The organism is Enterobacter cloacae complex sp. S1, from assembly GCF_014930525.1.
Lineage (GTDB): Bacteria > Pseudomonadota > Gammaproteobacteria > Enterobacterales > Enterobacteriaceae > Enterobacter > Enterobacter hormaechei_C.
On record NZ_JADBRE010000018.1, the window covers coordinates 21,387 to 44,817 of the forward strand.

The following is a 23,431-nucleotide window of genomic DNA, read 5'->3' on the forward strand; positions in this document are numbered from 1 at the left end:
CAGGAATGGATGAAATTTGCGAGTCGCTTTCCGAAAATGAGGTTGATCTTTATGCACACAGGGGTTACTGTATATCCATACAGTAACTACAGGGCTGGAATGAATATGTACACTTCAGGCTATGCAAATCACTTAACACCTTCCACTTCTGCCGCAGGCAATGCTGCGCAGAATTCTATCGGGCGTGTATCGACAGGGCTTATCAGTGAAGTGGTTTACCGTGAAGACCAGCCGCTGTTAACACAACTCTTACTCCTGCCGCTTTTGCAGCAGCTCGGGCAACAGTCTCGCTGGCAGCTCTGGCTGACGCCACAGCAAAAATTAAGTCGTGAATGGGTTCAGTCGGCTGGCCTGCCGTTAGCGAAGGTGATGCAGATTAATCAACTCTCCCCTTGCGATACGGTCGAGTCGATGGTCCGGGCATTACGTACCGGGAACTATAGCGTCGTGATTGGGTGGTTGCCTGAGGATCTGTCGCAAGAGGAACATTTGCGTCTGACTGAAGCGGCTGAAGAAGGTAACGCGATGGGTTTCATCATGCGGCCGGTTCGTGGAGATTCCTATCGCAGAGGACAACATCCCGGGCTAAAAATTCACTCAAATGTGTACCATTGAGTCATTTTAAGAGTTTTCCTGGAATTTTTTTCGACCGCAGTATGCAAAAAAAGTTCAACGCGCCAAAATTGCGGCAAGGCTTGTCTGACGCGGTTCTCGTTAATTTTACTGCACAAAATTCGTTCAAAAATTGTTAAATATTAGGTATACGGAACTTTTTTTTTCATATGGCTGACGGACTTCACACTTGTAAGTTTTCAGCTACGTTGTAGACTTTACATCGCCAGGGGTGCTCGGCCTAAGCCGAAGATATCGGTAGGTTTATATTTGACCACGCCCCCCGGTGAAGGATTTAACCGTGATTCCTCCGATGGAGATATTCATGGCAAATTTTGGATGATAACGAGGCGCAAAAAATGAAAAAGACAGCTATCGCGATTGCAGTGGCACTGGCTGGCTTCGCTACCGTAGCGCAGGCCGCTCCGAAAGATAATACCTGGTATGCAGGTGGTAAACTGGGCTGGTCTCAGTTCCATGACACCGGTTGGTACAACAGCAGCCTGAACAACGATGGCCCTACTCACGAGAGCCAGCTGGGTGCAGGTGCGTTCGGTGGCTATCAGGTTAACCCGTATGTTGGCTTTGAAATGGGTTACGACTGGTTAGGTCGTATGCCTTACAAAGGCGACAACGTAAATGGCGCTTTCAAAGCTCAAGGCGTACAGCTGACCGCTAAACTGGGTTACCCAGTAACTGACGATCTGGACGTGTACACCCGTCTGGGCGGCATGGTATGGCGTGCAGACTCCAGCAACAGCATCGCTGGTGACGACCACGACACTGGTGTTTCCCCAGTATTCGCTGGTGGCGTTGAGTGGGCAATGACCCGTGACATCGCTACCCGTCTGGAATACCAGTGGGTTAACAACATCGGTGACGGTGCTACCGTTGGCGTTCGTCCAGACAACGGCATGCTGAGCGTTGGTGTTTCTTACCGTTTCGGTCAGCAGGAAGATGCGCCAGTCGTAGCTCCAGCTCCGGCTCCAGCTCCAGAAGTACAGACCAAGCACTTCACTCTGAAGTCTGACGTTCTGTTCAACTTCAACAAAGCTACCCTGAAACCAGAAGGTCAGCAGGCACTGGATCAGCTGTACACCCAGCTGAGCAACCTGGATCCTAAAGACGGTTCTGTAGTGGTTCTGGGCTTCACCGACCGTATCGGTTCTGACGCTTACAACCAGGGTCTGTCTGAGAAACGTGCTCAGTCTGTAGTTGATTACCTGGTATCTAAAGGTATCCCAGCTAACAAGATCTCCCCACGTGGTATGGGCGAATCTAACCCAGTTACCGGTTCTACCTGTGACAACGTGAAACCACGCGCTGCACTGATCGACTGCCTGGCACCAGATCGTCGCGTAGAGATCGAAGTTAAAGGTATCAAAGACGTTGTAACTCAGCCTGCGGCATAAGTTATCGTCTTATAAAAAAACCCCGCGATGCGGGGTTTTTTATTATCTGAAGAAAAGTAAAAAGCTTATTTTTTACCTAACAGTGCCTGTAGATCGTTCTTCAGCGTCGACATCTGGCTGGCATACTTCTCTTTGTGCTCGGCATCTTCAATCAGCTGCACCACCGTTTCCGACAGGGTTTTTCCGCGCCGCTGCGCAAGCCCGGCCAGACGCTGCCAGACCATGAACTCCAGGTCGATCGATTTCTTACGGGTGTGCTGATGCTCGGCATTGAAATGCCGTTTACGACGAGCACGGATAGTTTGCTTCATCCGGTTTAACAAGGCCGGATTAATGTGTTTCTCAATCCAGCCGTTGACCTGTACCGGTTCGTTTTCGAGGGTCAGCAACATATCCACAGCTTCTTGTGCCGCGCTGGCTTCGATGTAGCAGGTGATCAGCTCCCCTTCACGGTGCTTTTTGACCAGGTACTTCCATTTCCAGCCGCTTTCGAGGTTTTCCAGTTGTTGATATTTCATTGCGATCTCAGTGTTACCGTGTAACTCTGTTCAGAATATCAGTATTTTGGCAATCTGCTGAAAAGAAATCATATCCTGTGAAACGCCGCAGGCGATCCGCATGACGAAAACCCGAATCCTGATTGGGCAGAGTGCGCCGCTTACGGTATACTCCACGGTTTTACTTCTGACTAAAAAACATCAACTTTGACCATTACGAAACTTGCATGGCGTGACCTGGTTCCGGATACCGAGAGCTATCAGGAGCTGTTTGCACAGCCAGACCTCACAAAAGAACACGAATTCATACTTAGCGATACACAACCGCGTTTGCATTACGCGCTGGAGCAGATGTCATCCCCATGGGCTACATCTCCTTTCATGCTGCTCAAAGCCCCGGAAGAAGCCGAGTATCTAACGCTTCTCGGTGATGCCATGCGCCAGTTGCAGCCAAAAACGAATGCCGTTTTTGGTGGTCAGTATCATATTGCCGGACGTGACGTGACCTTCGAACCTGCCACACAGGCAGACGGACTGTTCGCTGCAAAAGGCGAGGTGATTACCGCCAACTGGGTGGAAGCAGAACAGCTGTTCGGCTGCCTTCGTCAGTTCAATGGCGATGTGTCACTGCAACCCGGTCTGGTACACCGCGCGAATGGCGGCGTGTTGCTCATCTCCCTTCGCACCCTGCTCGCACAGCCTCTGCTGTGGATGCGCCTGAAAACGGTGGTGATGCAGCAACGTTTTGACTGGATAGGCTACGACGATTCACGTCCGCTGCCTGTTTCCATTCCGTCTATGCCGCTGTCGCTGACCGTCGTGCTGACGGGTGACCGTGAATCTCTGGCTGATTTCCAGGAAATGGAGCCAGAACTCGCGGAGCAGGCGGTTTACAGTGAATTTGAAGACAATATTCAGATCGCCGATGCCGATGACATGGCGCAGTGGTGTCAGTGGGTTATGGCCGTGGCGGAACGTTTCGCGCTGCCCTCGCCTGGCGAGGATGCGTGGCCGGGCTTAATCCGCGAGGCCGTACGCTACACTGGCGATCAGGAAACCCTGCCGCTCTGCCCGCTCTGGATCGGTAAACAGCTGCGTGAAGTGGGCGTTATCAGCGGCAACGGTCCGTTTACCGGCGAGCAGCTTAGCCAGATGCTGGCCCAGCGTGAATGGCGTGAAGGTTATCTTGCTGACCGTATGCAGGATGAAATTCTGCTGGAACAGATTCTGGTGGAGACCGAAGGCGAACGTATCGGGCAAATCAACGCCTTGTCCGTCATCGAGTTCCCCGGACACCCGCGCGCCTTTGGCGAGCCTTCCCGTATCAGCTGTGTCGTGCACATTGGTGACGGCGAATTTACCGATATCGAACGCAAGGCCGAACTGGGCGGAAACATTCATGCCAAAGGCATGATGATCATGCAGGCATTCCTGATGTCTGAACTTCAGCTGGAGCAGCAGATCCCCTTCTCTGCCTCGTTGACCTTTGAGCAGTCCTACAGTGAAGTCGACGGCGACAGCGCCTCGATGGCAGAGCTGTGCGCCGTGATCAGCGCGCTTGCAGACGTACCGATTAATCAGAATATTGCGATTACCGGTTCCGTAGATCAGTTTGGTCGTGCTCAACCGGTGGGTGGACTGAATGAGAAAATCGAAGGCTTCTTTGCTATCTGCCAGCAGCGCGGTTTAAACGGCAAACAGGGCGTGATTATTCCGGCGCCTAACGCTCGCCATTTGAGCCTGAGCCAGGCGATTCTGGATGCGGTAGAGCAGGAACAATTCGCCGTCTGGGCCATCGAAGGGGTTGAGGATGCTCTACCCTTACTGACAAACCTGGTCTGGGACGGCGAAGGCCAGACAACCCTGATGCAGACCATTCAGGAACGTATAGCTCAGGCGACACAGCAGGATGCTCGTCATCGTTATCCGTGGCCGTTACGCTGGTTAAGTTGGTTTAGTGCTAACTGATCGGACTTGTTCAGCGTACACGTGTTAGCTATCCTGCGTCCTTCACTAAAATAAGGCTTACTGAGAACATGGTAGATAAACGCGAATCCTATACTAAAGAAGACCTTCTTGCCTCTGGTCGCGGTGAACTGTTTGGTGCGAAAGGCCCGCAGTTACCGGCCCCAAATATGCTGATGATGGACCGTGTCGTGAAAATGACCGAAACCGGCGGCAACTTTGATAAGGGTTACGTAGAAGCAGAACTCGATATCAACCCGGACCTGTGGTTCTTCGGTTGCCACTTTATTGGCGATCCGGTAATGCCTGGCTGCCTGGGCCTCGATGCCATGTGGCAGCTGGTTGGCTTCTATCTGGGCTGGCTTGGCGGTGAAGGTAAAGGCCGTGCGCTGGGCGTAGGCGAAGTGAAATTCACCGGTCAGGTTCTGCCTACCGCGAAGAAAGTCACCTACCGTATCCATTTCAAACGCATCGTTAACCGCCGCCTGATTATGGGCCTGGCGGACGGTGAAGTGCTGGTAGATGGTCGTCTTATTTATACCGCGAACGACCTGAAAGTGGGTCTGTTCCAGGATACCTCCGCTTTCTGATAACGGCATTTAGCCCCTTCCAGAAAGGCGAAACCTCCGCATTGCGGAGGTTTCTTTTTAAAGAGACGGTATCAAGCAAGTACTGCCCTGTCTCCGATGGCTTCTCGCCAGCCCCCTAGCCATTGGGACCTTTGATTCAGGGCCTGATAGGGACACATTTCTTTTGAACGTCCGGCGATGCCAGCCTGATAACCACGTTGATGAGCCCTTTCCAGGCGATCTCGTTTCTGTCTCTTCATGCCTCGTTTCCCTCATTCTTTTGTCTGGTGGAAAGAAAACAGTGATTGCAATATGTGCAAGCACAGTTAACGAATACCCCGAATCGGCGTCAGCGTCAACGTTCAAAATTCATACGGGTGTCATATTTGTGAGCTACATGGAAGATCGTTTGTACAAAAAATGTGACGCGGGACAAGTAACAAACTGAACATAAAACGAAAAAAAAGCCGCAATCAGCAAGAAGCTGAGTGCGGCTTTCGTCGATGAATTTTACTTATGGCAGCCGGGAAATCTCTCTTGCGATAGCAGCCGACTCCTGTGCCCACCCCTGCGCAAGCACTTTCACCATTTCGTCATAGCCATCTTTCTGCTGCTTCAGTTCCAGATGGAAAGGACGCTTAATCAGCTGGCCCTGATGATTCAAGAGCCACTCCCCGCTGATAACAACCGCACCATCATAACGGCCATGGAATCCCGTCACGTTAACATTCAGAGTGTCCTGATCGCTTCCCAGAGGCTGCGAGGCGACTACCCAACCAGGAAGCTGGCTGCTCAGATTCGCCACCAGCGTATTGCGTAGCTGCTGATCCAGCGGGCTGGCCCACAGGTTATTGTTGGCAATAACGTACTGCACATCGCTGGTCTGGTAGACCACCCCGTTGCCCGCCAGATAATCTGGCACGGCAACCTGTTCAACCCACAGCAGACGGCTGCCCTGCGAGCTGCTACTCTGCGCACCGGATTGCGCGCTTAACGGCAACTGGTAGTAGCTTTTGTTATCGCTTCCAGAGCTACAGGCCGTTAATACCAGTGCGCCTGCGATGATTAGCCATTTTTTCATTGTTTCGCCCTCTTAGGCTCAGGATCCTTTTTGTCTTTCGCTTCAAACACCAGCGCGTTGCTCTTTTCATTGAGCGTTTTCAGAACGGGCTGTAGCTCGCGTAAAACCTGATCAAGACGTTGCATATCCGCCACCATCTTGTTGTAAGCCGCTGAGCCCGGCTGGAAGCCCTGCATACTGCGATTCAGTTCGCGCAACGTTTTCTGCATATCCTGCGGCAGCTGTTGCATGGACTGGTTGGCGGTGATCTTGTTGATATTATCCAGCGTGGTTTGCAGACGTTGCATCGTCGCCTGGCTCTGATGCAGTGATCCCGTCGCGGCCTCAAGCATTGGATTCAGCGGCAGATTGTTGATCTTATCCAGTGTTTCCATCAGGCGCTGTTGAATCTGCGCCAGGCCACTGCTTACCGTAGGAATGATTTTGTAGCCGCCAAATTCACGGATCCCCGTCATTGGTGGCGCTTTTGGATAGAAGTCCATATCGACATATAACGCCCCTGTGACCAGGTTGCCAGTTTTCAGCGAGCCGCGCAGACCGCGATTCATCAGATCGCTGATATGCTCCCCAATATCCTGGTCCTCGCCTATCTGGTTAATCAAACGCTCAGGCTCAATGCGGATCAGCACCGGAATACGATAATCATCATCAAGCATCTGCTTGAGTCCCGGAACAAAGTAAGGCACTTGTCCCACGGTCCCCAGACGGATACCGCGGAACTCAACTGGCGCCCCAGGCTGCAAGCCGCGTACAGAGTCCTTAAAGAACATCAGGTAGTCGATGTGATCGGTATAGAGCGCATCCTGAATGCTTTTTTGATCGTCAAACAGCCTGAAGGCGGTTTTCTCCGCCACCGGTTGTCCCAGATCGATACCTTCCGGCACATCAAAACTGACGCCCCCACCAAACAGCGTGGTGAGTGAACCCATCTCAACGCGCATCCCCGCAGAGGTCAGATCCACCGCGATCCCGCTGTCTTTCCAGAAGCGAACGTTGCTGGTCACCAGGCGGTCATTAGGCGCATTGATAAAAAGCTGATAGCTGATGGTCCGTTTTTGCGGATCGAAGGTGCTTGTTTCAACCGAACCGACGCGATATCCACGAAACAGTACCGGATCGCCCGGCGAGAGCTGGCCCGCTTTTTTGCTGTCCAGAATAACGCGGATCCCTTTTGCATCCGGTGGCGCAAGCGGCGGTGAATCCAGCAGCTGATAGTTTGCTGGCTGGGCGCCTTTGTTGCCGGGCTGGAGTTCGATGTAGGCCCCTGACAATAGCGTTCCTAAGCCGCTGATCCCTTCTCTCCCGACCTGCGGTTTCACTACCCAAAAAACAGAATCTTCATGGAGCAATTTTTCCATGCCGGCATTCAGGCGGGCCTTGATTTCAACATGGGTTAAATCATCCGTCAGGGTCGCGCTTTCCACGACACCCACATCCACGCTGCGGCTCTTGATGGTGGTTTTTCCGCCCTCAATCCCCTCTGCATTGGTGGTAATTAGCGTGACTTCCGGTCCCTGATGGCTGTAATGATAAAACAGGATCCATGCACCGATCAGCGCGGTCACGATGGGGAAAATCCACACCGGCGACCAGTTTCTGACCTTCTGCACTTTAGCCTCTCCACTCTTATTTTCCATGCTCTTACTCTTCCTCATGGCTTGAATCGGGCTCACGATCCCACGATAAACGAGGGTCGAAGGTCATGGCCGCAAACATGGTCATAATGACGACCAACGCAAACATCAGCGCCCCCATAGCGGGATAAATACTCATCAGCCCCCCCATACGCACCAGCGCTGAGAGAACCGCAATCACGAACACGTCAATCATCGACCAGCGGCCAACAAATTCCACGACCTCATAAATCAGATGCATACGCTCGCTGTCTCGCTTACCGTGCCCTTTTGCATCCCAGCAAAGCCAGGCAATGGCAATCATCTTTAAGGTCGGAACCATAATACTGGCGAGGAATATGACGCCTGCCACAGGGTATGACCCCTCGCTCCACAGCAAAATCACCCCGGCCAGTATGGTCGAGGGCATTCTGTCGCCGAGCAGATCGGTGATCATGATCGGCAAGATATTGGCGGGCAGATAGAGCATGACAGAGGTCACCAGCAGCGCCATGGTCCATTGCAGGCTATTTTTACGCCGTACGTGACCTTTTGTTTCACAGCGTGGACACACCTCGACATCCGCGGGCAGCACGGCGGTGCAGCACGAGCAGGAGCGAAGCCCCTGACGGATACCCGGTACGCCCACCTTTACCGTCTGCGAGAGCGTAGGCGCCGGGGCAATATCGTCCCAGGCCCAGCGTCGGTCCACGCACTGGAACGCGCGCAGTTGTAGCACGCAGTAAAGACACCACGGAATAAAGCTGCTGCCAATCCCCACATCGCCGTAGGCCATCAGCTTCACGAAGCTGACCAGGATACCCGCGAGAAAAATTTCCGCCATCCCCCAGCTTTTCAACTGGAACAGGATCCGCGCGAGTTTGATTTTAAGGACAGTGGGCATCCTGACGCGGTTGACCAGCAGCAGAATGACGACCAGGCAAAAAGCCGGGACGATCTGCACGAAAAGAAGAAAGAAGGTGCCAAGGCTGGCGTAATCTTCCGAGAACATCACGCCTGGTATTTCCAGTAAATCCACCTGGCTGGTCATCCCGCCCACTTTCATATAGATGAAAGGGAAGAGATTGGAGAGCAGTAACATGAATAAGGCTGCCAGCGCATAAGCCGTAGGACGCTGCCTTGGCGCGTCCCACTCGGTCGTCAGCGTAGCGCCGCAGCGCGGGCAGGCAGCCTTATGTCCGTGACCAAGCTCTGGCAACGCCACGAGCATATCGCATTGCGAGCATAATATATGCCGATCGGCATGGTGCTGGTCACACATAGATTATCCCTGTTTATGCGCCGTTTTTCAGAGACTCAAGGTACTCCCAGCGCTCAAATGCCTCTTCCAGCGCCTGTTCAGCCTGGGAGAGTTCAGCCAATACTTTCTGAGTATAGTCGTGAGGCTGCGTAAAGAATGACGCATCAGCGACCTGGATTTGCAGTGCTTCCAGTGCAGCTTCCAGCTCTTCCAGACGCTGCGGCAGCCCTTCCAGCTCGCGCTGCAAGTTATAACTCATTTTAGCAGGAGACTTTTTGACAGTTTCTGCCTTTGCAACAACAGGTTCAGCGACATTTTTGGTCTTCGCCTGTTTTTGCGCCAGCGACTGCGATTGCTGTCCACGCGCGTCATGATAGCCGCCCACATATTGCCCGATGCGCCCTTTGCCTTCGAAGATCCAGCACTCGGTCACGGTGTTATCGACAAACTGACGATCGTGGCTGACCAGCATTACGGTTCCCTGATAACCATCAATCAACTCTTCCAGCAGTTCCAGCGTTTCGACATCCAGATCGTTAGTCGGTTCATCGAGAATCAATAAGTTACTGGGTTTCAGGAACAGACGCGCCAGCAAAAGACGGTTACGTTCTCCCCCGGACAGCGCGCGCACCGGCGTCATAGCGCGTTTCGGGTGGAACAGGAAGTCCTGAAGGTAGCCCAGCACGTGACGCGGCTTGCCATTAACCATGACCTCCTGTTTACCCTCGGCGAGGTTATCCATCACCGTACGGTCTGGATCCAGCTCGGCGCGGTGCTGGTCGAAGTACGCCACTTCCAGTTTGGTACCGCAGTGGATACGACCGCTGTCGGCCTGGAGCTGACCGAGCATCAGTTTCAGCAGTGTGGTTTTACCGCACCCGTTCGGGCCGATCAGCGCAATTTTGTCGCCGCGCTGAACCTGAGCGGAGAAATCGTTCACCAGCACTTTGCCGTCAACCGAATAATTCACGTTCTCCATTTCGAAGACAATCTTGCCCGAGCGGGACGCCTCTTCCACCTGCATTTTGGCGCTACCCATGACTTCGCGGCGTTCGCTACGTTCGCGGCGCATCGCCTTCAGGGCGCGAACGCGGCCTTCGTTACGGGTACGACGCGCTTTAATGCCCTGACGGATCCATACCTCTTCCTGGGCCAGCTTGCGGTCGAACTCGGCATTTTGCAGCTCTTCCACGCGCAGGTTTTCTTCTTTCTCCAGCAGATAGGTATCGTAATCGCCCGGATAGGTCACCAGCTTGCCGCGATCGAGATCGACAATGCGCGTGGCCATGTTGCGGATGAACGAACGGTCGTGGGAGATGAAGATAATGGTACCGTTAAAGGTTTTCAGGAACCCTTCCAGCCAGTCAATCGCTTCGATATCCAGGTGGTTCGTCGGTTCGTCCAGCAGCAGCACCTTAGGCCCGCTCACCAGGGCACGGCCCAGCGCCGCTTTACGCAGCCAGCCGCCGGAGAGCGCCGACAGCTCCATATCCGCTTCCAGGCCAAGCTGGGCCAGCACTTCGTTAATGCGGTTTTCCAGCTGCCACAGGCCGTGGTGATCGAGCATCTCCTGCACTTTTGCCAGCTCGTTGAGATTCTTGTCGCTCGGGTCCGTCATCACCAGATGCGAAATCTCGTGGTAACGCTTGAGGTATTCCGCCTGCTCTGAAATCCCTTCGGCCACAAAATCGTACACGCTGCCGGTGACGTTACGCGGCGGATCCTGTTGCAGACGAGAGACGATCAGATCCTGCTCGTAAACAATACGGCCGTCATCCAGCCCCTGCTCACGGTTGAGGATTTTCATCAGCGTCGATTTACCTGCGCCGTTACGGCCCACCAGACAGACGCGCTCGTTATCTTCGATATGCAGCTCTGCATTATCGAGAAGCGGTGAGTCGCTGAAAGAGAGCCACGCGCCGTGCATACTAATTAAAGACATTTATTTTTCCTTTCAGACCGCGGAGATCAGCCAGCAGTTGTGGATTTGACGGTTACGGGCAAAGTCCTGAGACAGCGTTTTTTGGCTGATTTCTTGTGCTTTCAGTCCCAGTTCGGCCAGGCCGTCGTGATCCATGCGGAATCCGCGCTTGTTATTCGAGAACATAATGGTGCCGCCTTTACGCAGCAGACGCTTCAGGTCGGTCATCAGGCGCAGGTGATCGCGTTGAACATCAAAGCTATCCTCCATACGCTTGGAGTTAGAGAAGGTCGGCGGATCGATAAAGATCAGGTCAAACTGCTCGTCGGTATCGCGCAGCCAGCCCAGCACGTCGGCCTGTAACAGGCGATGCTGACGGCCGGTTAAGCCGTTAAGACGCAGGTTGCGCTCTGCCCACTCCAGATAAGTCCGGGACATATCTACCGTGGTGGTGCTACGCGCGCCGCCAAGCCCCGCATGAACGCTGGCGCTGCCGGTATAGGAGAACAGGTTCAGGAAGTCTTTCCCCTTGCTCATCTGGCCCAGCATGCGGCGGGCGATACGGTGATCGAGGAACAGGCCGGTATCAAGGTAGTCGGTCAGGTTAACCCACAGGCGCGCGTTATATTCGCCCACTTCGATGAAGTCACCCTTCTCGCCCATCTTCTGATACTGATTTTTACCTTTCTGACGCTCACGGGTTTTCAGCACCAGCTTGTTTGGAGAAATGCCAAGTACGGCGATGGTGGCCGCAATCACATCCAGCATACGCTGACGCGCTTTTTGCGCATCGATAGTTTTCGGCGGGGCGTATTCCTGAACCACCACCCAGTCCGCATAGCGGTCAACCGCCACGTTGTATTCCGGCAGGTCAGCGTCGTACAGGCGATAACATTCGATGCCTTCCTGCTTCGCCCACTTCTCAAATTTCTTCAGGTTTTTGCGCAGGCGGTTGGCGTAATCTTCCGCCACGCCTGACGGTTTGCTATCCGCCGCTATCTCTGCCAGATGGTAGTTTTTCTGCACGCAGTCCAGCGGGCCGTTTTTCGCTTTGAACTGGCGATCGGCACGCAATTGCAGGCAGCTCAGCAGCTCCGGCGAGGCGCTAAACAGGGAGAGGTTCCAGCCGCCGAAATGCGCTTTCATGTTGCGGCCCAGCAGGCTGTGCAGCGCAATCAGCGCCGGCTCGCTGTCCAGACGCTCACCATACGGCGGGTTGCTGATCACCGTACCGTACGGGCCTTTTGGCAGAGGATTGGTCAGATTCGCCACGTCCTTCACCTCGAAGGTCACCAGCTCGCCGATACCGGCACGACGGGCGTTGCTGCGCGCGCGTTCAATCACCCGTGCGTCGCTGTCCGAACCGTAAAAGTGAGAGGTGTACTCCGCCAGCCCTTTACGGGCGCGGGTCTGCGCATCGTCTTTGACCTCTTTCCAGATGGCCTCATCGTGCTGCGCCCAGCCTTTGAAGCCCCAGTGGCCGCGGTGCAGCCCTGGCGCACGGTCGGTGGCCAGCATCGCGGCTTCAATCAGCAGCGTACCGGAACCGCACATCGGATCGAGCAGCGGCGTACCTGGCTGCCATCCGGAGCGCATCACGATAGCGGCAGCCAGCGTTTCTTTGATCGGCGCCATCCCGGTGCGATCGCGATAGCCGCGCAGATGCAAGCCTGCGCCACTCAGATCCAGGGAAATACTGGCCGTATCGCCGTTCAGCCAGACGTTGATACGCAGATCCGGGTTTTCACGGTCAACGTTCGGACGTTCTTTATTGCGACGCGTGAAGCAATCCACAATGGCATCCTTAACGCGCAGGGCACCATACTGGCTGTTGCGGATCTCATCGTTGACGCCGTTGAAATGCACCGCAAAGGTGGCGTCCGGGGTGAAGATCTCTGTCCAGTCGATCATCTGTACGCCGGTGTAGAGATCAAGATCGCTGTAGACCTTGCACTCTTTCATCGGCAGCATGATGCGCGACGCCAGACGGCTCCACATCAGGCTCTGGTAAATAAGCCGCGTGTCGCCCTCAAAATGGACACCACCCTGAACCACCCGGCACTCTTTCGCGCCCAGGGCTTCCAGTTCAGTTTTTAACAGCTCTTCCAGCCCACGGGCCGTACTGGCAAACAGAGAATTCATATCGTCACTTTTACTCATAGAAAATTGTCGCGCATTATAGCTAATATGGCGTGTATGTCATAAAGTTGAAGGCTTATTTTCTTTAGCGGGAGTGTGCAGTGGCGACGTTATCCAGGCTTTTTATTCATCCGGTGAAATCCATGCGCGCCATCGGCGTCTCTCACGCGCTGGCCGATATGAGCGGATTCGCCTTCGATCGTATTTTTATGGTCACCGAGCCTGACGGTACGTTTATCACAGCACGTCAGTTCCCGCAGATGGTTCGCTTTACCCCTTCCCCGCTTCATGACGGGCTGCATTTGACCGCGCCGGACGGTTCATGCGTCGTGATCCGCTTTGCTGATTTTGCGCCGCTTGATGCGCCAACGGAAGTGTGGGGCAATCATTTTACCGCGCGTATCGCGCCGGATAACATTAACCAGTGGCTGAGCGGCTTTTTCTCCCGTGACGTTCAGCTGCGCTGGGTTGGGCCTGCGCTGACCCGTCGCGTGAAGCGCCACGATGCGGTTCCTCTCTCCTTCGCGGATGGTTTTCCCTTCCTTCTGACCAGCGAGGCCTCGCTGCGTGATTTACAAAACCGTTGCAAAGCCAGCGTGCAGATGGAGCAATTTCGCCCGAATCTGGTGGTGACCGGAGCGAATGCCTGGGATGAAGATTCCTGGAAAGTGATCCGCATCGGCAACGTTATTTTTGATGTCGTGAAGCCGTGCAGCCGCTGTATTTTTACCACCGTCAGCCCGGAGAAAGGCCAGAAACACCCTTCCGGCGAACCGCTGAAAACCTTGCAGTCATTTCGTACCGCGCAGGATAACGGCGATGTCGACTTCGGCCAGAACCTGATCCCCCGCTCCAGCGGCGTGATCCGCGTGGGCGACGAGGTCGAAATTCTCACCCGCGGGCCTGCCAGGGTGTACGGCGCAGGTCAGGAAGAAGAGATGGTTGACGTTGTCACCAACGTCGCTTCCGCGGTGGATATTCACTGGGAAGGCAAAGTTATCCGTGGTAACAATCAGCAGGTGCTACTGGAACAGCTGGAGCAGGCAGGTATCCGCGTACCGTATTCCTGTCGCGCGGGGATTTGCGGATGCTGTCGCATTAAACTGGTCGATGGTGTAGTAAGTGCCCTGAAGAAATCTGCGATTGGCAGTGACGGCACGATCCTGTGCTGTAGCTGTGTCCCGAAAACATCCGTACAGCTGGAAGCTTAAACTGCCTGTTCAAGGCTGAAGGAATCAACGCGCAGCTGTGGCTTCAGCCTGTCATTCATCACTTTGATGGCATCACCTAACTGCATAACTCGCCCGGCAATGGTCACGCCGGGTTGGGCCAGCAAACAGAGCGCAGCGTTTTCACCGGGTTCAACCACCAGCAAATTCACCTCTTCTTCGGTATCGCTCAGATTGACGCTCGCCGCATCGCCGATAGCCGGGGTCCAGCACATGCCGTGGGCGAGAAAATGCCAGCTTTTCGGCATTTGCGGTTTCAGGAAACGGATCGCCACCAGCGCATTTAGTACCAGTTCAGCGCGCTGTTCTTTGGAGAGATCGAACTCGCGGCATTTTTCTTCAAAAGAGAAATAGAGTGCAGCGTCGTCAACGCAAAAGCCTGAGGGAGCAAACGCGTCTGGCGTTAACATTCGGCGCGCAAAACGAGAGCGAAACAACATGCCATTGGCTAAGTCGAGCATCATACGGTCATGCTCGTCACAAAAATACCAGCGCCAGTTATCGTCAGGTTTAATTCGCATGTTTCTCTCCCGTCCCCTAAACGTCCTGTACTAAAAATGTCCTGTTTGCCGCTTCGCTTATAACACTAGTAATAAAAGACTATAATGTTTAAATAAGCAACAATGACGGAATATAAAACAACCAGGGCTGGAAATAAAGCCCTGGTTGTCTGATTAAGAGAAAAGATTAGATATGCGTGACGATTTCTTTAATCAGCGGCGGCCCTTTAAAAATAAAGCCGGAATAAATTTGCACCAGCGATGCACCTGCCGCCATCTTCTCACGTGCAGCGATGACAGAGTCAATGCCACCCACGCCAATAATCGGCAGCTGACCTTTTAATTCTGCGGAGAGTGCGCGAATAATTTCGGTGCTTTTTAATTGTACCGGACGGCCACTTAATCCACCCGCTTCGTCACAGTTTTTCATTCCCTGAACGAGAGAGCGATCGAGTGTTGTATTGGTTGCAATCACACCATCAATATTATGGCGAACTAAACTGTCGGCAACCTGGATCAATTCTTCTGCCGAAAGATCCGGGGCGATCTTAACCGCGACCGGAACATATTTATGGTGGATCGCCTGTAGCGCCGTTTGTTTATTTTTAATGGCGCTAAGAAGATCGTCGAGCGCTTCGCCATATTGTAATGAACGCAGCCCTGGGGTGTTAGGCGAAGATATATTCACCGCAATATAACCGGCATAGGCATAGACTTTTTCCATACAAATCAGATAGTCATCTTTACCCTGCTCGACCGGCGTGTCTTTATTTTTGCCAATATTAATACCCAGCACGCCATCAAAATGGGCTTTCTTAACGTTCTCAACCAGATGATCGACGCCAAGGTTATTAAAGCCCATGCGGTTGATCAGCCCCTCGGCTTCAACCAGGCGAAACAGACGTGGCTTGTCATTTCCCGGCTGCGGACGCGGCGTCACCGTCCCGATTTCGATCGAGCCAAAGCCCATCGCACCGAGTGCATCAATGCATTCGCCATTTTTGTCCAGACCGGCCGCCAGGCCCAGTGGATTTTTGAAAGTCAGGCCCATGCACTGAACTGGTTTTTCCGGCACGTTTTGACGCACCAGCGCGGCCAGAGGCGTTCCTGTAATACGGCGTAACTGCTGAAATGTAAATTCATGAGCGCGCTCAGGATCGAGCTGGAAAAGGGCTTTACGAACGAAGGGGTAGTACATGAACTCTCCTGGATTCCCGGTGTGCAAACCGGGAGGGGATTATGTGCGATCCCGCCCGGAAAGGGAATTGACCTGTGGCAAAAAAAGCCACGTAAAACGCAATCGTTTACTTATCGCTTCGCTTCTTATGCATTTTTCTGCATTCATCCTGAGGATAAATCATTTAGTGGAATAACCGCGCAATGTCACACTCCTGAAAATTGTTATGAATGTTAGATAAAAGCAAACAATTAGTTATAAGGAGCAACCATGCGCGTCATTACCCTGGCCGGAAGCCCCCGCTTCCCCTCTCGCTCCAGCGCACTGCTGGAATACGCTCGCGAAAAGCTTAATGCTCTGGATGTGGAAGTGTGTCACTGGAATTTGCACAATTTCGCGCCTGAAGATCTACTCTACGCCCGTTTCGACAGCCCGGCGCTGAAAACCCTGATCGAACAACTTAAGAGTGCTGACGGGCTGGTCGTCGCGACACCGATTTATAAAGCTTCTTTTTCCGGCGCACTGAAAACGCTGCTCGATCTGCTGCCCGAACGCGCGCTGGACGGTAAGGTCGTCCTGCCGCTGGCCACAGGCGGTACGGTAGCCCATTTACTGGCGGTGGATTATGCCCTCAAGCCGGTTCTGAACGCGCTGAAAGCGCAGGAGATCCTGCATGGCGTCTTCGCTGACGACTCACAGGTAATCGACTACCAGCATAAACCCCATTTCACGCCGAATCTGCAAACCCGCCTCGACAGTGCGCTCGAAACCTTCTGGCACGCCCTGAACCGTCGGGATCGCCACGCGGCGGCATTTCATCAATCACAAGGAGTGGCGCATGTTTAAAACAGTTACCCGTATCGGGCTGGCAGGTCTGCTGGCAGTGGCGTCGCTGGCTCAGGCAGCGGAGAAAGCGCCGGAGAGCCTGCGTATCGGTTATCAGAAAGGCAGCGTCAGCATGGTGCTGGCGAAAAGCCATGCGTTGCTTGAGAAGCGTTTCCCGGAGACCAAATTCTCATGGGTCGAGTTCCCTGCCGGACCACAGATGCTGGAGGCGCTGAACGTCGGGAGTATTGATTTAGGCAGCACAGGCGATATCCCGCCGATCTTTGCGCAGGCTGCCGGGGCGGATCTGGTTTACGTTGGCGTTGAGCCCGCCAAACCGAAGGCAGAGGTTATTTTGGTGCCGGAAAACAGCGAGATCAAAAGCGTCGCCGACCTCAAAGGCCATAAGGTTGCTTTCCAGAAAGGTTCCAGCTCGCACAACCTGCTGCTGCGCGCGTTGCAGGAGGCCGGCCTTAAATTCACCGATATCCAGCCCGTTTACCTGACGCCTGCCGATGCGCGCGCGGCGTTTCAGCAAAAAAATGTTGATGCCTGGGCTATCTGGGATCCGTACTACTCCGCAGCACTGTTGCAGGGCGGTGTGCGGGTGCTGAAAGACGGCACCACCCTGAAGCAGACCGGTTCGTTCTACCTGGCGGCACGTCCTTACGCTGAGAAAAATGGCGCATTTATTCAGCAGGTGCTGGATACCTTCTCTCAGGCCGATGAGCTGACCCAAAGCCAGCGTCAGCAGAGCATCACGCTGCTGGCAAAAACCATGGGCCTGCCTGAACCGGTGATCGCCACCTATCTTGACCACCGTCCTCCCACCACCATCGCACCGGTTGACGCCCACGTTGCCGCTCTCCAGCAGCAAACGGCAGACCTCTTTTATCAAAACCGCCTGATTCCAAAGCAGGTGAATATTCGCGAACGCATCTGGCAACCCGCTGGCATTGAAGGAAAAAAATCATGAGTCTAAATCTTTTCTGGTTTTTACCCACCCACGGTGATGGACACTATCTTGGCACAGAAGAAGGCGCCCGCCCGGTCGATCACGGCTATCTACAGCAGATCGCCCAGGCGGCAGACCGCATCGGTTTTACCGGGGTACTGATCCCGACGGGCCGCTCGTGTGAGGATGCGTGGCTGGTTGCCGCGTCAATGATCCCCGTCACCCAGCGCCTGAAATTCCTGGTAGCCTTGCGCCCGAGCGTGGTGTCGCCCACCGTCGCGGCGCGTCAGGCGGCAACGCTGGACAGGCTTTCCAACGGCCGTGCGCTGTTCAACCTGGTGACGGGCAGCGATCCGCAGGAGCTGGCGGGCGATGGCGTCTTCCTCGATCATACCGAGCGCTATGAAGCCTCTGCAGAGTTCACCCGCGTCTGGCGACGTCTGCTGGAAGGGGAAACCGTCACCTTCGAAGGGAAACATATCCACGTTCGCGATGCGCAGCTCTACTTCCCGCCGGTACAGCAGCCGCGCCCTCCTCTCTATTTCGGCGGATCGTCGGACGTGGCGCAGGAACTGGCGGCTGAGCAGGTCGATCTCTATCTGACCTGGGGCGAGCCACCGGAGCTGGTGAAAGAGAAAATTGCTCAGGTACGCGCTAAAGCCGCAGAACATGGCCGTACGGTACGCTTTGGTATTCGCCTGCACGTGATCGTCCGCGAAACCAACGACGAGGCCTGGCAAGCCGCCGACCGTCTGATCGCTCATCTGGACGACGACACTATCGCCAAAGCACAGGCGGCGTTTGCCAAAACCGACTCCGTGGGCCAGCATCGGATGGCTTCCCTGCACAACGGCAAGCGTGAAAATCTTGAGATCAGCCCGAACCTGTGGGCCGGGGTAGGTCTGGTGCGCGGCGGCGCCGGCACGGCACTGGTCGGCGACGGTCCAACCGTAGCGGCACGCATTAATGAATACGCGGCGCTGGGGATCGACAGCTTTATCCTGTCTGGCTACCCACATCTGGAGGAGGCGTACAAGGTGGGTGAACTGCTGTTCCCGCATCTGGATGTCGCTATCCCGGAAATTCCGCAGCCACGTCAGCTTCAGTTGCAGGGCGAAGCCGTGGCGAACGCGTTTATCCCGAGAAAAGTCGCGCAAAGCTAAGGAGCCACCATGTCTGCAACCGCACAAAAATGGCTGCTGCGCGCCGCGCCGTGGTTTCTGCCCGTCGGCATTGTCCTCGTCTGGCAACTGGCGTCTTCAACTGGCTGGCTGTCGAGCCGCATTTTGCCCTCTCCGGAGGGCGTTGTGGAAGCGTTCTGGTCGCTAAGCGCCAGCGGTGAGCTGTGGCAACATCTTGCCATCAGCTCCTGGCGCGCGGTAATTGGCTTTTCGATTGGCGGAAGCATCGGCCTGACGCTGGGGCTGATCAGCGGCCTGTCACGCTGGGGTGAGCGGCTGCTGGATACCTCCGTTCAGATGCTGCGCAACGTGCCGCATCTGGCGCTTATTCCGCTGGTTATCCTGTGGTTTGGCATTGATGAGAGCGCCAAAATTTTCCTCGTGGCGCTGGGAACGTTATTCCCGATTTATATCAATACCTGGCATGGGATCCGTAATATCGATCGCGGTCTGGTGGAGATGGCCCGCAGCTATGGCCTGTCAGGTTTTGCCCTGTTTACCCATGTGATCCTGCCGGGCGCCCTGCCCTCCATTATGGTTGGGGTGCGTTTTGCGCTCGGCCTGATGTGGCTAACCCTGATCGTGGCGGAAACCATTTCGGCTAACTCCGGCATTGGTTATCTGGCGATGAACGCCCGCGAGTTCCTGCAAACGGACGTGGTGGTGGTTGCCATTATCCTTTATGCCCTGCTCGGCAAACTTGCGGACGTCAGCGCCCAGTGGCTGGAACGTAGCTGGCTGCGCTGGAACCCGGCCTACACCGCTCAGGAGGCGAAAGCATGAATACTGCACGACTGAACCAGGGAACACCGTTACTGCTGAACGGCGTGACCAAACGCTACGGCGACAACACCATTCTGAATGCACTGGATCTGCATATTCCTGCCGGACAGTTTGTGGCCGTTGTCGGCCGCAGCGGTGGCGGCAAGAGTACCCTGCTGCGTCTTTTAGCCGGGCTGGAAGCGCCAAACAGCGGTGACATTCTGGCAGGCACTACGCCGCTGGCCACGATTCAGGATGATACGCGCATGATGTTTCAGGACGCGCGTCTGCTGCCGTGGAAAACGGTGATGGATAACGTCGGGCTGGCTCTGAAGGGCAGCTGGCGGGAGGACGCCCGGCAGGCACTCGCTGCGGTAGGGCTGGAGAATCGCGCGGGAGAGTGGCCTGCGGCCCTGTCGGGTGGACAAAAGCAGCGCGTAGCGCTGGCTCGCGCGCTGATTCACCGTCCCGGCCTGTTGCTGCTTGATGAACCGCTCGGCGCGCTTGATGCCCTGACGCGGATCGAGATGCAGGATCTGATTGAAACCCTCTGGCAGACGCACGGCTTTACGGTACTGCTGGTGACGCATGATGTCAGTGAAGCCGTGGCAATGGCAGACAGGGTGCTGTTAATAGAAGAGGGCAAAATTGGTCTGGATCTGACGGTAGATATTCCACGTCCTCGCCGCGTGGGATCGGCCAGACTGGCGGAGCTGGAAGCCGAAGTACTGGATCGGGTGATGAAACGTGGGGAAGCGGAGATTCAGCGGATAAAGGCTAATGCCTGATGCCCTCACCCCGGCCCTCTCCCACAGGGAGAGGGAGAAAACCGATGCCCGGCGACCCCACGTAGGCCCGGTAAGCGTAGCGCCACCGGGCTTTTTTACATCAGGCGAGCGCCTTAGCAATCTTCTCGTACAGATCGCCAGACAGATTTTCCAGCCCTTTCAGCTGCTCAAGCGCGGCGCGCATTTTCGCCTGACGCTGCGCATCGTAACGTTTCAGGCGGATCAGCGGCTCAATCAGACGAGACGCCACCTGCGGGTTACGGCTGTTCAGCTCGGTCAGCATTTCAACCATGAACTGATAACCGCTGCCGTCTTCGGCATGGAACGCGGCCGGGTTGCTGCTGGCGAAGGCACCAATCAGAGAGCGGACGCGGTTCGGGTTGCTCATGGTGAACGAACGGTGCTTCAGCAGGCTGCGAACCTTGCTGAGTACATCGGCTGCCGGGCTGGTGGCCTGAAGAATAAACCACTTGTCCATCACCAGACCATCCTGATGCCACTTATCGTCGTACTCCTGCATCAGCGCATCGCGGCACGGCAGCTCGGCGGCAACGCTTGCGGCGAGCGCGGCCAGGGCATCCGTCATGTTATCGGCTTCGTGGTACTGCTTGCTGACCAGCGTGTTCGCCAGCTCTGCCTCACCAAACGCCAGATAGCGCAGGCAGGTATTGCGCAGGGAACGTTTACCGATATCCGCATGTTCCACCCGATACGCGTTCAGCTTGTTGGCGTTGTAAATGGCGAGGAACTCATCTGCCAGTTCGGTCGCCAGCGTGCGGGTCAGCGCTTCACGCACGGCGACGATGGCAATCGGGTCGATGATGTCAAACAGCTCGGCGATTTCAGTCGCAGAAGGCAGCGTTAAAATTTCAGCCGCCAGCGCCGGGTCAATGTTCTCATCCAGCAGGATGGCACGGAACGCGTCTGCCACATGAACCGGCAGCGTCAGCGGCTGGCCCTGCTGGTAACGGTTGACGTTCAGCTTGATGTAGGTCGCCAGCAGGCTTTGTGCCGCATCCCAGCGCGAGAAATCGTTGCGCGCGTGACGCATCAGGAACGTCAACTGCTGATCGCTCCACTTATATTCGAGTTTCACCGGCGCGGAGAATTCGCACAGCAGGGCAGGAACGGGCTGGAAATAGACGTTATCGAAGATAAAGGTCTGCTCTGCCTGGGTCACGTTCAGCACGTTATGCACCGGGTGGCCGCCCTTCTGTAACGGGATCACGTTGCCTTCGTTGTCGTACAGCTCAACGCTGAACGGAATGTGCAGCGGATGTTTCTCTTCCTGCTCGGCCGTTGGCGGCGTGCGCTGGCTGATGGTCAGCGTGTACTGCTCGGTTTCCGGGTTGTAGTCGTCTTTGACCGTCACAATCGGCGTACCGGCCTGGCTGTACCAGCGGCGGAAATGAGACAGATCGACGTTAGAGGCGTCCTCCATCGCCTGGACGAAATCGTCGCAGGTGGCCGCACTGCCGTCGTGACGCTCAAAGTAAAGCTGCATCCCTTTCTGGAAATTCTCTTCGCCCAGCAGGGTGTGGATCATACGGATAATTTCAGCGCCTTTTTCATACACCGTCAGGGTGTAGAAGTTATTCATCTCAATGACTTTATCCGGGCGGATCGGGTGCGCCATTGGGCTGGCATCTTCTGCAAATTGCAGACCACGCATGGTGCGCACGTTGTTGATGCGGTTCACCGCCCGCGATCCCAGATCGGAGCTGAACTCCTGATCGCGGAAGACGGTTAAGCCCTCTTTCAGGCTCAGCTGGAACCAGTCGCGACAGGTGACGCGGTTCCCGGTCCAGTTATGGAAATATTCGTGGCCGATAACGCGTTCGATATCGAGGTAATCTTTATCCGTGGCGGTATCGGTACGCGCCAGCACGTATTTAGAGTTAAAGATGTTAAGACCTTTATTCTCCATCGCGCCCATGTTGAAGAAATCGACCGCAACGATCATATAGATGTCGAGGTCATATTCGAGGCCAAAGCGCGTTTCATCCCACTTCATGGAGTTGATGAGGGAGGTCATTGCCCACGGTGCGCGGTCAAGGTTGCCACGGTCCACGAACAGCTCCAGCGCGACTTCACGGCCAGAGCGCGTTTTAAAGGTGTCGCGCAGGACATCGAAATCTCCCGCCACCAGCGCAAACAGATAGCAGGGCTTCGGGAACGGATCCTGCCACTGTACCCAGTGACGGCCATTCTCCAGTTCCCCTTCACCAATCCGGTTGCCGTTGGAAAGCAGGTACGGGTACAGCGTTTTGTCGGCAATAATTTTGGTGGTAAAGCGCGCCAGGACGTCCGGGCGATCCAGATGCCAGGTGATATGGCGGAAACCTTCGGCTTCACACTGGGTACACAGGGCTACGCCTGACTGGTAAAGTCCTTCCAGCGCGGTATTGGCGGCAGGGCTAATTTCATTCACGATGCGCAGGGTAAAGCGTTCCGGCAGGTTGTCGATGACCAGCTGGTTGCCTTCTTCTTTATAGTCTGACCAGGCTTCATCGTTAATATGCAGGGAAACCAGCGTCAGGTCTTCACCATCCAGACGCAGCGGCACGGCTGTCGCGCTCTGGCGCGTCACCTGGCTTACCGCCGTCACCACGGTTTTTGTGGCATCCAGGTCGAAAGTCAGATCGATATCGCTTATCAGGTATTCCGGCGCACGATAGTCGTGGCGGTATTTAGCTTGTGGCTGTTGTGTCATAGAAAACCTTATGCATCGTTTGTCGAGTAACGATTCAATATATTCCTGTTGTGTAAAACGCGCTATGCAGAATGTTCATCTTTTCAGGCACAACGCCCTTTTTAGCTACATTTTTATAACACGGGGCACGAAATGCTCTCGACCATAAAGTGTGCTTATGTTGTGATCGGGGTTCAATAAATCACTAAACAGGGTATACTCCGGAGTTGTTTATTGTACTAAACGCTCCCG

Annotated in this window: 20 protein-coding genes; 10 read left to right on the plus strand and 10 right to left on the minus strand. The window is 54.9% G+C overall.

Annotated elements, in window-relative coordinates:
• The first annotated feature begins 105 nt into the window (after positions 1-105).
• Both sulA and ompA read left to right on the plus strand, forming a co-directional pair.
• Complete coding sequence (sulA, locus tag IM290_RS13310; protein WP_026094322.1) at positions 106-615, plus strand: SOS-induced cell division inhibitor SulA; 510 nt, start codon at positions 106-108, stop codon at positions 613-615.
• Between the two features lie 356 nt (positions 616-971).
• A complete protein-coding gene (ompA, locus tag IM290_RS13315) occupies positions 972-2,024 on the plus strand; it encodes a porin OmpA (protein ID WP_017694761.1) in 1,053 nt (350 codons plus the stop codon).
• Between the two features lie 65 nt (positions 2,025-2,089).
• Here the strand turns inward: ompA and matP are convergent, their stop codons facing one another.
• Positions 2,090-2,542: a macrodomain Ter protein MatP gene (matP, locus tag IM290_RS13320; RefSeq protein WP_006809347.1), complete on the minus strand. Its 453-nt coding sequence runs from the start codon at positions 2,540-2,542 to the stop codon at positions 2,090-2,092.
• A gap of 186 nt (positions 2,543-2,728) precedes the next feature.
• On the opposite strand from matP, the gene IM290_RS13325 reads away from it, so the two are divergent.
• Together IM290_RS13325 and fabA are read left to right on the plus strand one after the other, a co-directional pair.
• Positions 2,729-4,489 carry a Lon protease family protein gene (locus IM290_RS13325; RefSeq protein WP_193042436.1) on the plus strand — a complete coding sequence of 587 codons (1,761 nt, stop codon included), beginning with the start codon at positions 2,729-2,731 and terminating at the stop codon, positions 4,487-4,489.
• A 68-nt stretch (positions 4,490-4,557) separates the two neighbouring features.
• Complete coding sequence (gene fabA, locus IM290_RS13330; protein WP_000227926.1) at positions 4,558-5,076, plus strand: bifunctional 3-hydroxydecanoyl-ACP dehydratase/trans-2-decenoyl-ACP isomerase; 519 nt, start codon at positions 4,558-4,560, stop codon at positions 5,074-5,076.
• A 71-nt stretch (positions 5,077-5,147) separates the two neighbouring features.
• On the opposite strand, the gene rmf is transcribed toward fabA, so the two are convergent.
• The 6 genes from rmf to rlmKL form a co-directional block, all read right to left on the minus strand.
• Entirely contained in the window at positions 5,148-5,315 is a 168-nt protein-coding gene (gene rmf / locus IM290_RS13335; protein WP_003858162.1) for a ribosome modulation factor, read from the minus strand.
• A gap of 254 nt (positions 5,316-5,569) precedes the next feature.
• The gene (gene pqiC / locus IM290_RS13340; RefSeq protein WP_015570900.1) at positions 5,570-6,136 is read right to left on the minus strand and encodes a membrane integrity-associated transporter subunit PqiC; all 567 of its coding nucleotides are present in this window, start codon (positions 6,134-6,136) and stop codon (positions 5,570-5,572) included.
• A complete protein-coding gene (gene pqiB / locus IM290_RS13345; protein WP_015570901.1) occupies positions 6,133-7,773 on the minus strand; it encodes an intermembrane transport protein PqiB in 1,641 nt (546 codons plus the stop codon). The genes pqiC and pqiB overlap by 4 nt, the downstream gene beginning before the upstream one ends.
• Before the next feature lie 4 nt (positions 7,774-7,777).
• The gene (gene pqiA / locus IM290_RS13350; protein ID WP_017693685.1) at positions 7,778-9,031 is read right to left on the minus strand and encodes a membrane integrity-associated transporter subunit PqiA; all 1,254 of its coding nucleotides are present in this window, start codon (positions 9,029-9,031) and stop codon (positions 7,778-7,780) included.
• A gap of 13 nt (positions 9,032-9,044) precedes the next feature.
• On the minus strand, positions 9,045-10,952 hold the full coding sequence (locus IM290_RS13355) for an ABC transporter ATP-binding protein (protein ID WP_023296269.1): 1,908 nt from the start codon (positions 10,950-10,952) through the stop codon (positions 9,045-9,047).
• Positions 10,953-10,964: 12 nt separating this feature from the next.
• Positions 10,965-13,073, minus strand: coding sequence for a bifunctional 23S rRNA (guanine(2069)-N(7))-methyltransferase RlmK/23S rRNA (guanine(2445)-N(2))-methyltransferase RlmL (gene rlmKL / locus IM290_RS13360; RefSeq protein ID WP_003858171.1), 2,109 nt, complete (start codon positions 13,071-13,073; stop codon positions 10,965-10,967).
• Positions 13,074-13,171: 98 nt separating this feature from the next.
• Between rlmKL and IM290_RS13365 the strand changes: the two genes are divergently transcribed.
• The gene (locus tag IM290_RS13365) at positions 13,172-14,281 is read left to right on the plus strand and encodes a YcbX family protein (RefSeq protein WP_193042437.1); all 1,110 of its coding nucleotides are present in this window, start codon (positions 13,172-13,174) and stop codon (positions 14,279-14,281) included.
• Here IM290_RS13365 and zapC read toward each other — a convergent pair.
• Positions 14,278-14,820, minus strand: coding sequence for a cell division protein ZapC (zapC, locus tag IM290_RS13370; protein ID WP_015570906.1), 543 nt, complete (start codon positions 14,818-14,820; stop codon positions 14,278-14,280). The genes IM290_RS13365 and zapC overlap by 4 nt on opposite strands.
• 166 nt (positions 14,821-14,986) lie before the next feature.
• Positions 14,987-15,997 carry a quinone-dependent dihydroorotate dehydrogenase gene (gene pyrD, locus IM290_RS13375; RefSeq protein ID WP_015570907.1) on the minus strand — a complete coding sequence of 337 codons (1,011 nt, stop codon included), beginning with the start codon at positions 15,995-15,997 and terminating at the stop codon, positions 14,987-14,989.
• 249 nt (positions 15,998-16,246) lie between these two features.
• Here pyrD and ssuE point away from each other — a divergent pair, with 249 nt between their 5' ends.
• Genes ssuE through ssuB form a run of 5 tightly spaced genes read left to right on the plus strand, consistent with a single transcriptional unit; the run spans position 16,247 to position 20,487 of the window.
• The gene (gene ssuE / locus IM290_RS13380; RefSeq protein ID WP_003858180.1) at positions 16,247-16,822 is read left to right on the plus strand and encodes an NADPH-dependent FMN reductase; all 576 of its coding nucleotides are present in this window, start codon (positions 16,247-16,249) and stop codon (positions 16,820-16,822) included.
• Positions 16,815-17,777: a sulfonate ABC transporter substrate-binding protein gene (locus IM290_RS13385; RefSeq protein WP_193042438.1), complete on the plus strand. Its 963-nt coding sequence runs from the start codon at positions 16,815-16,817 to the stop codon at positions 17,775-17,777. Before ssuE ends, IM290_RS13385 begins: the two co-directional genes overlap by 8 nt.
• The gene (ssuD, locus tag IM290_RS13390) at positions 17,774-18,919 is read left to right on the plus strand and encodes an FMNH2-dependent alkanesulfonate monooxygenase (RefSeq protein WP_017384817.1); all 1,146 of its coding nucleotides are present in this window, start codon (positions 17,774-17,776) and stop codon (positions 18,917-18,919) included. The genes IM290_RS13385 and ssuD overlap by 4 nt, the downstream gene beginning before the upstream one ends.
• A gap of 9 nt (positions 18,920-18,928) precedes the next feature.
• Positions 18,929-19,720 (plus strand): aliphatic sulfonate ABC transporter permease SsuC, encoded by a 792-nt coding sequence (gene ssuC, locus IM290_RS13395; RefSeq protein WP_003858185.1) that lies wholly within the window; start codon positions 18,929-18,931, stop codon positions 19,718-19,720.
• Positions 19,717-20,487 (plus strand): aliphatic sulfonates ABC transporter ATP-binding protein, encoded by a 771-nt coding sequence (ssuB, locus tag IM290_RS13400; RefSeq protein WP_193042439.1) that lies wholly within the window; start codon positions 19,717-19,719, stop codon positions 20,485-20,487. The genes ssuC and ssuB overlap by 4 nt, the downstream gene beginning before the upstream one ends.
• Positions 20,488-20,587: 100 nt before the next feature.
• On the opposite strand, the gene pepN is transcribed toward ssuB, so the two are convergent.
• A complete protein-coding gene (gene pepN / locus IM290_RS13405) occupies positions 20,588-23,200 on the minus strand; it encodes an aminopeptidase N (protein WP_193042440.1) in 2,613 nt (870 codons plus the stop codon).
• Positions 23,201-23,431 lie beyond the last annotated feature (231 nt).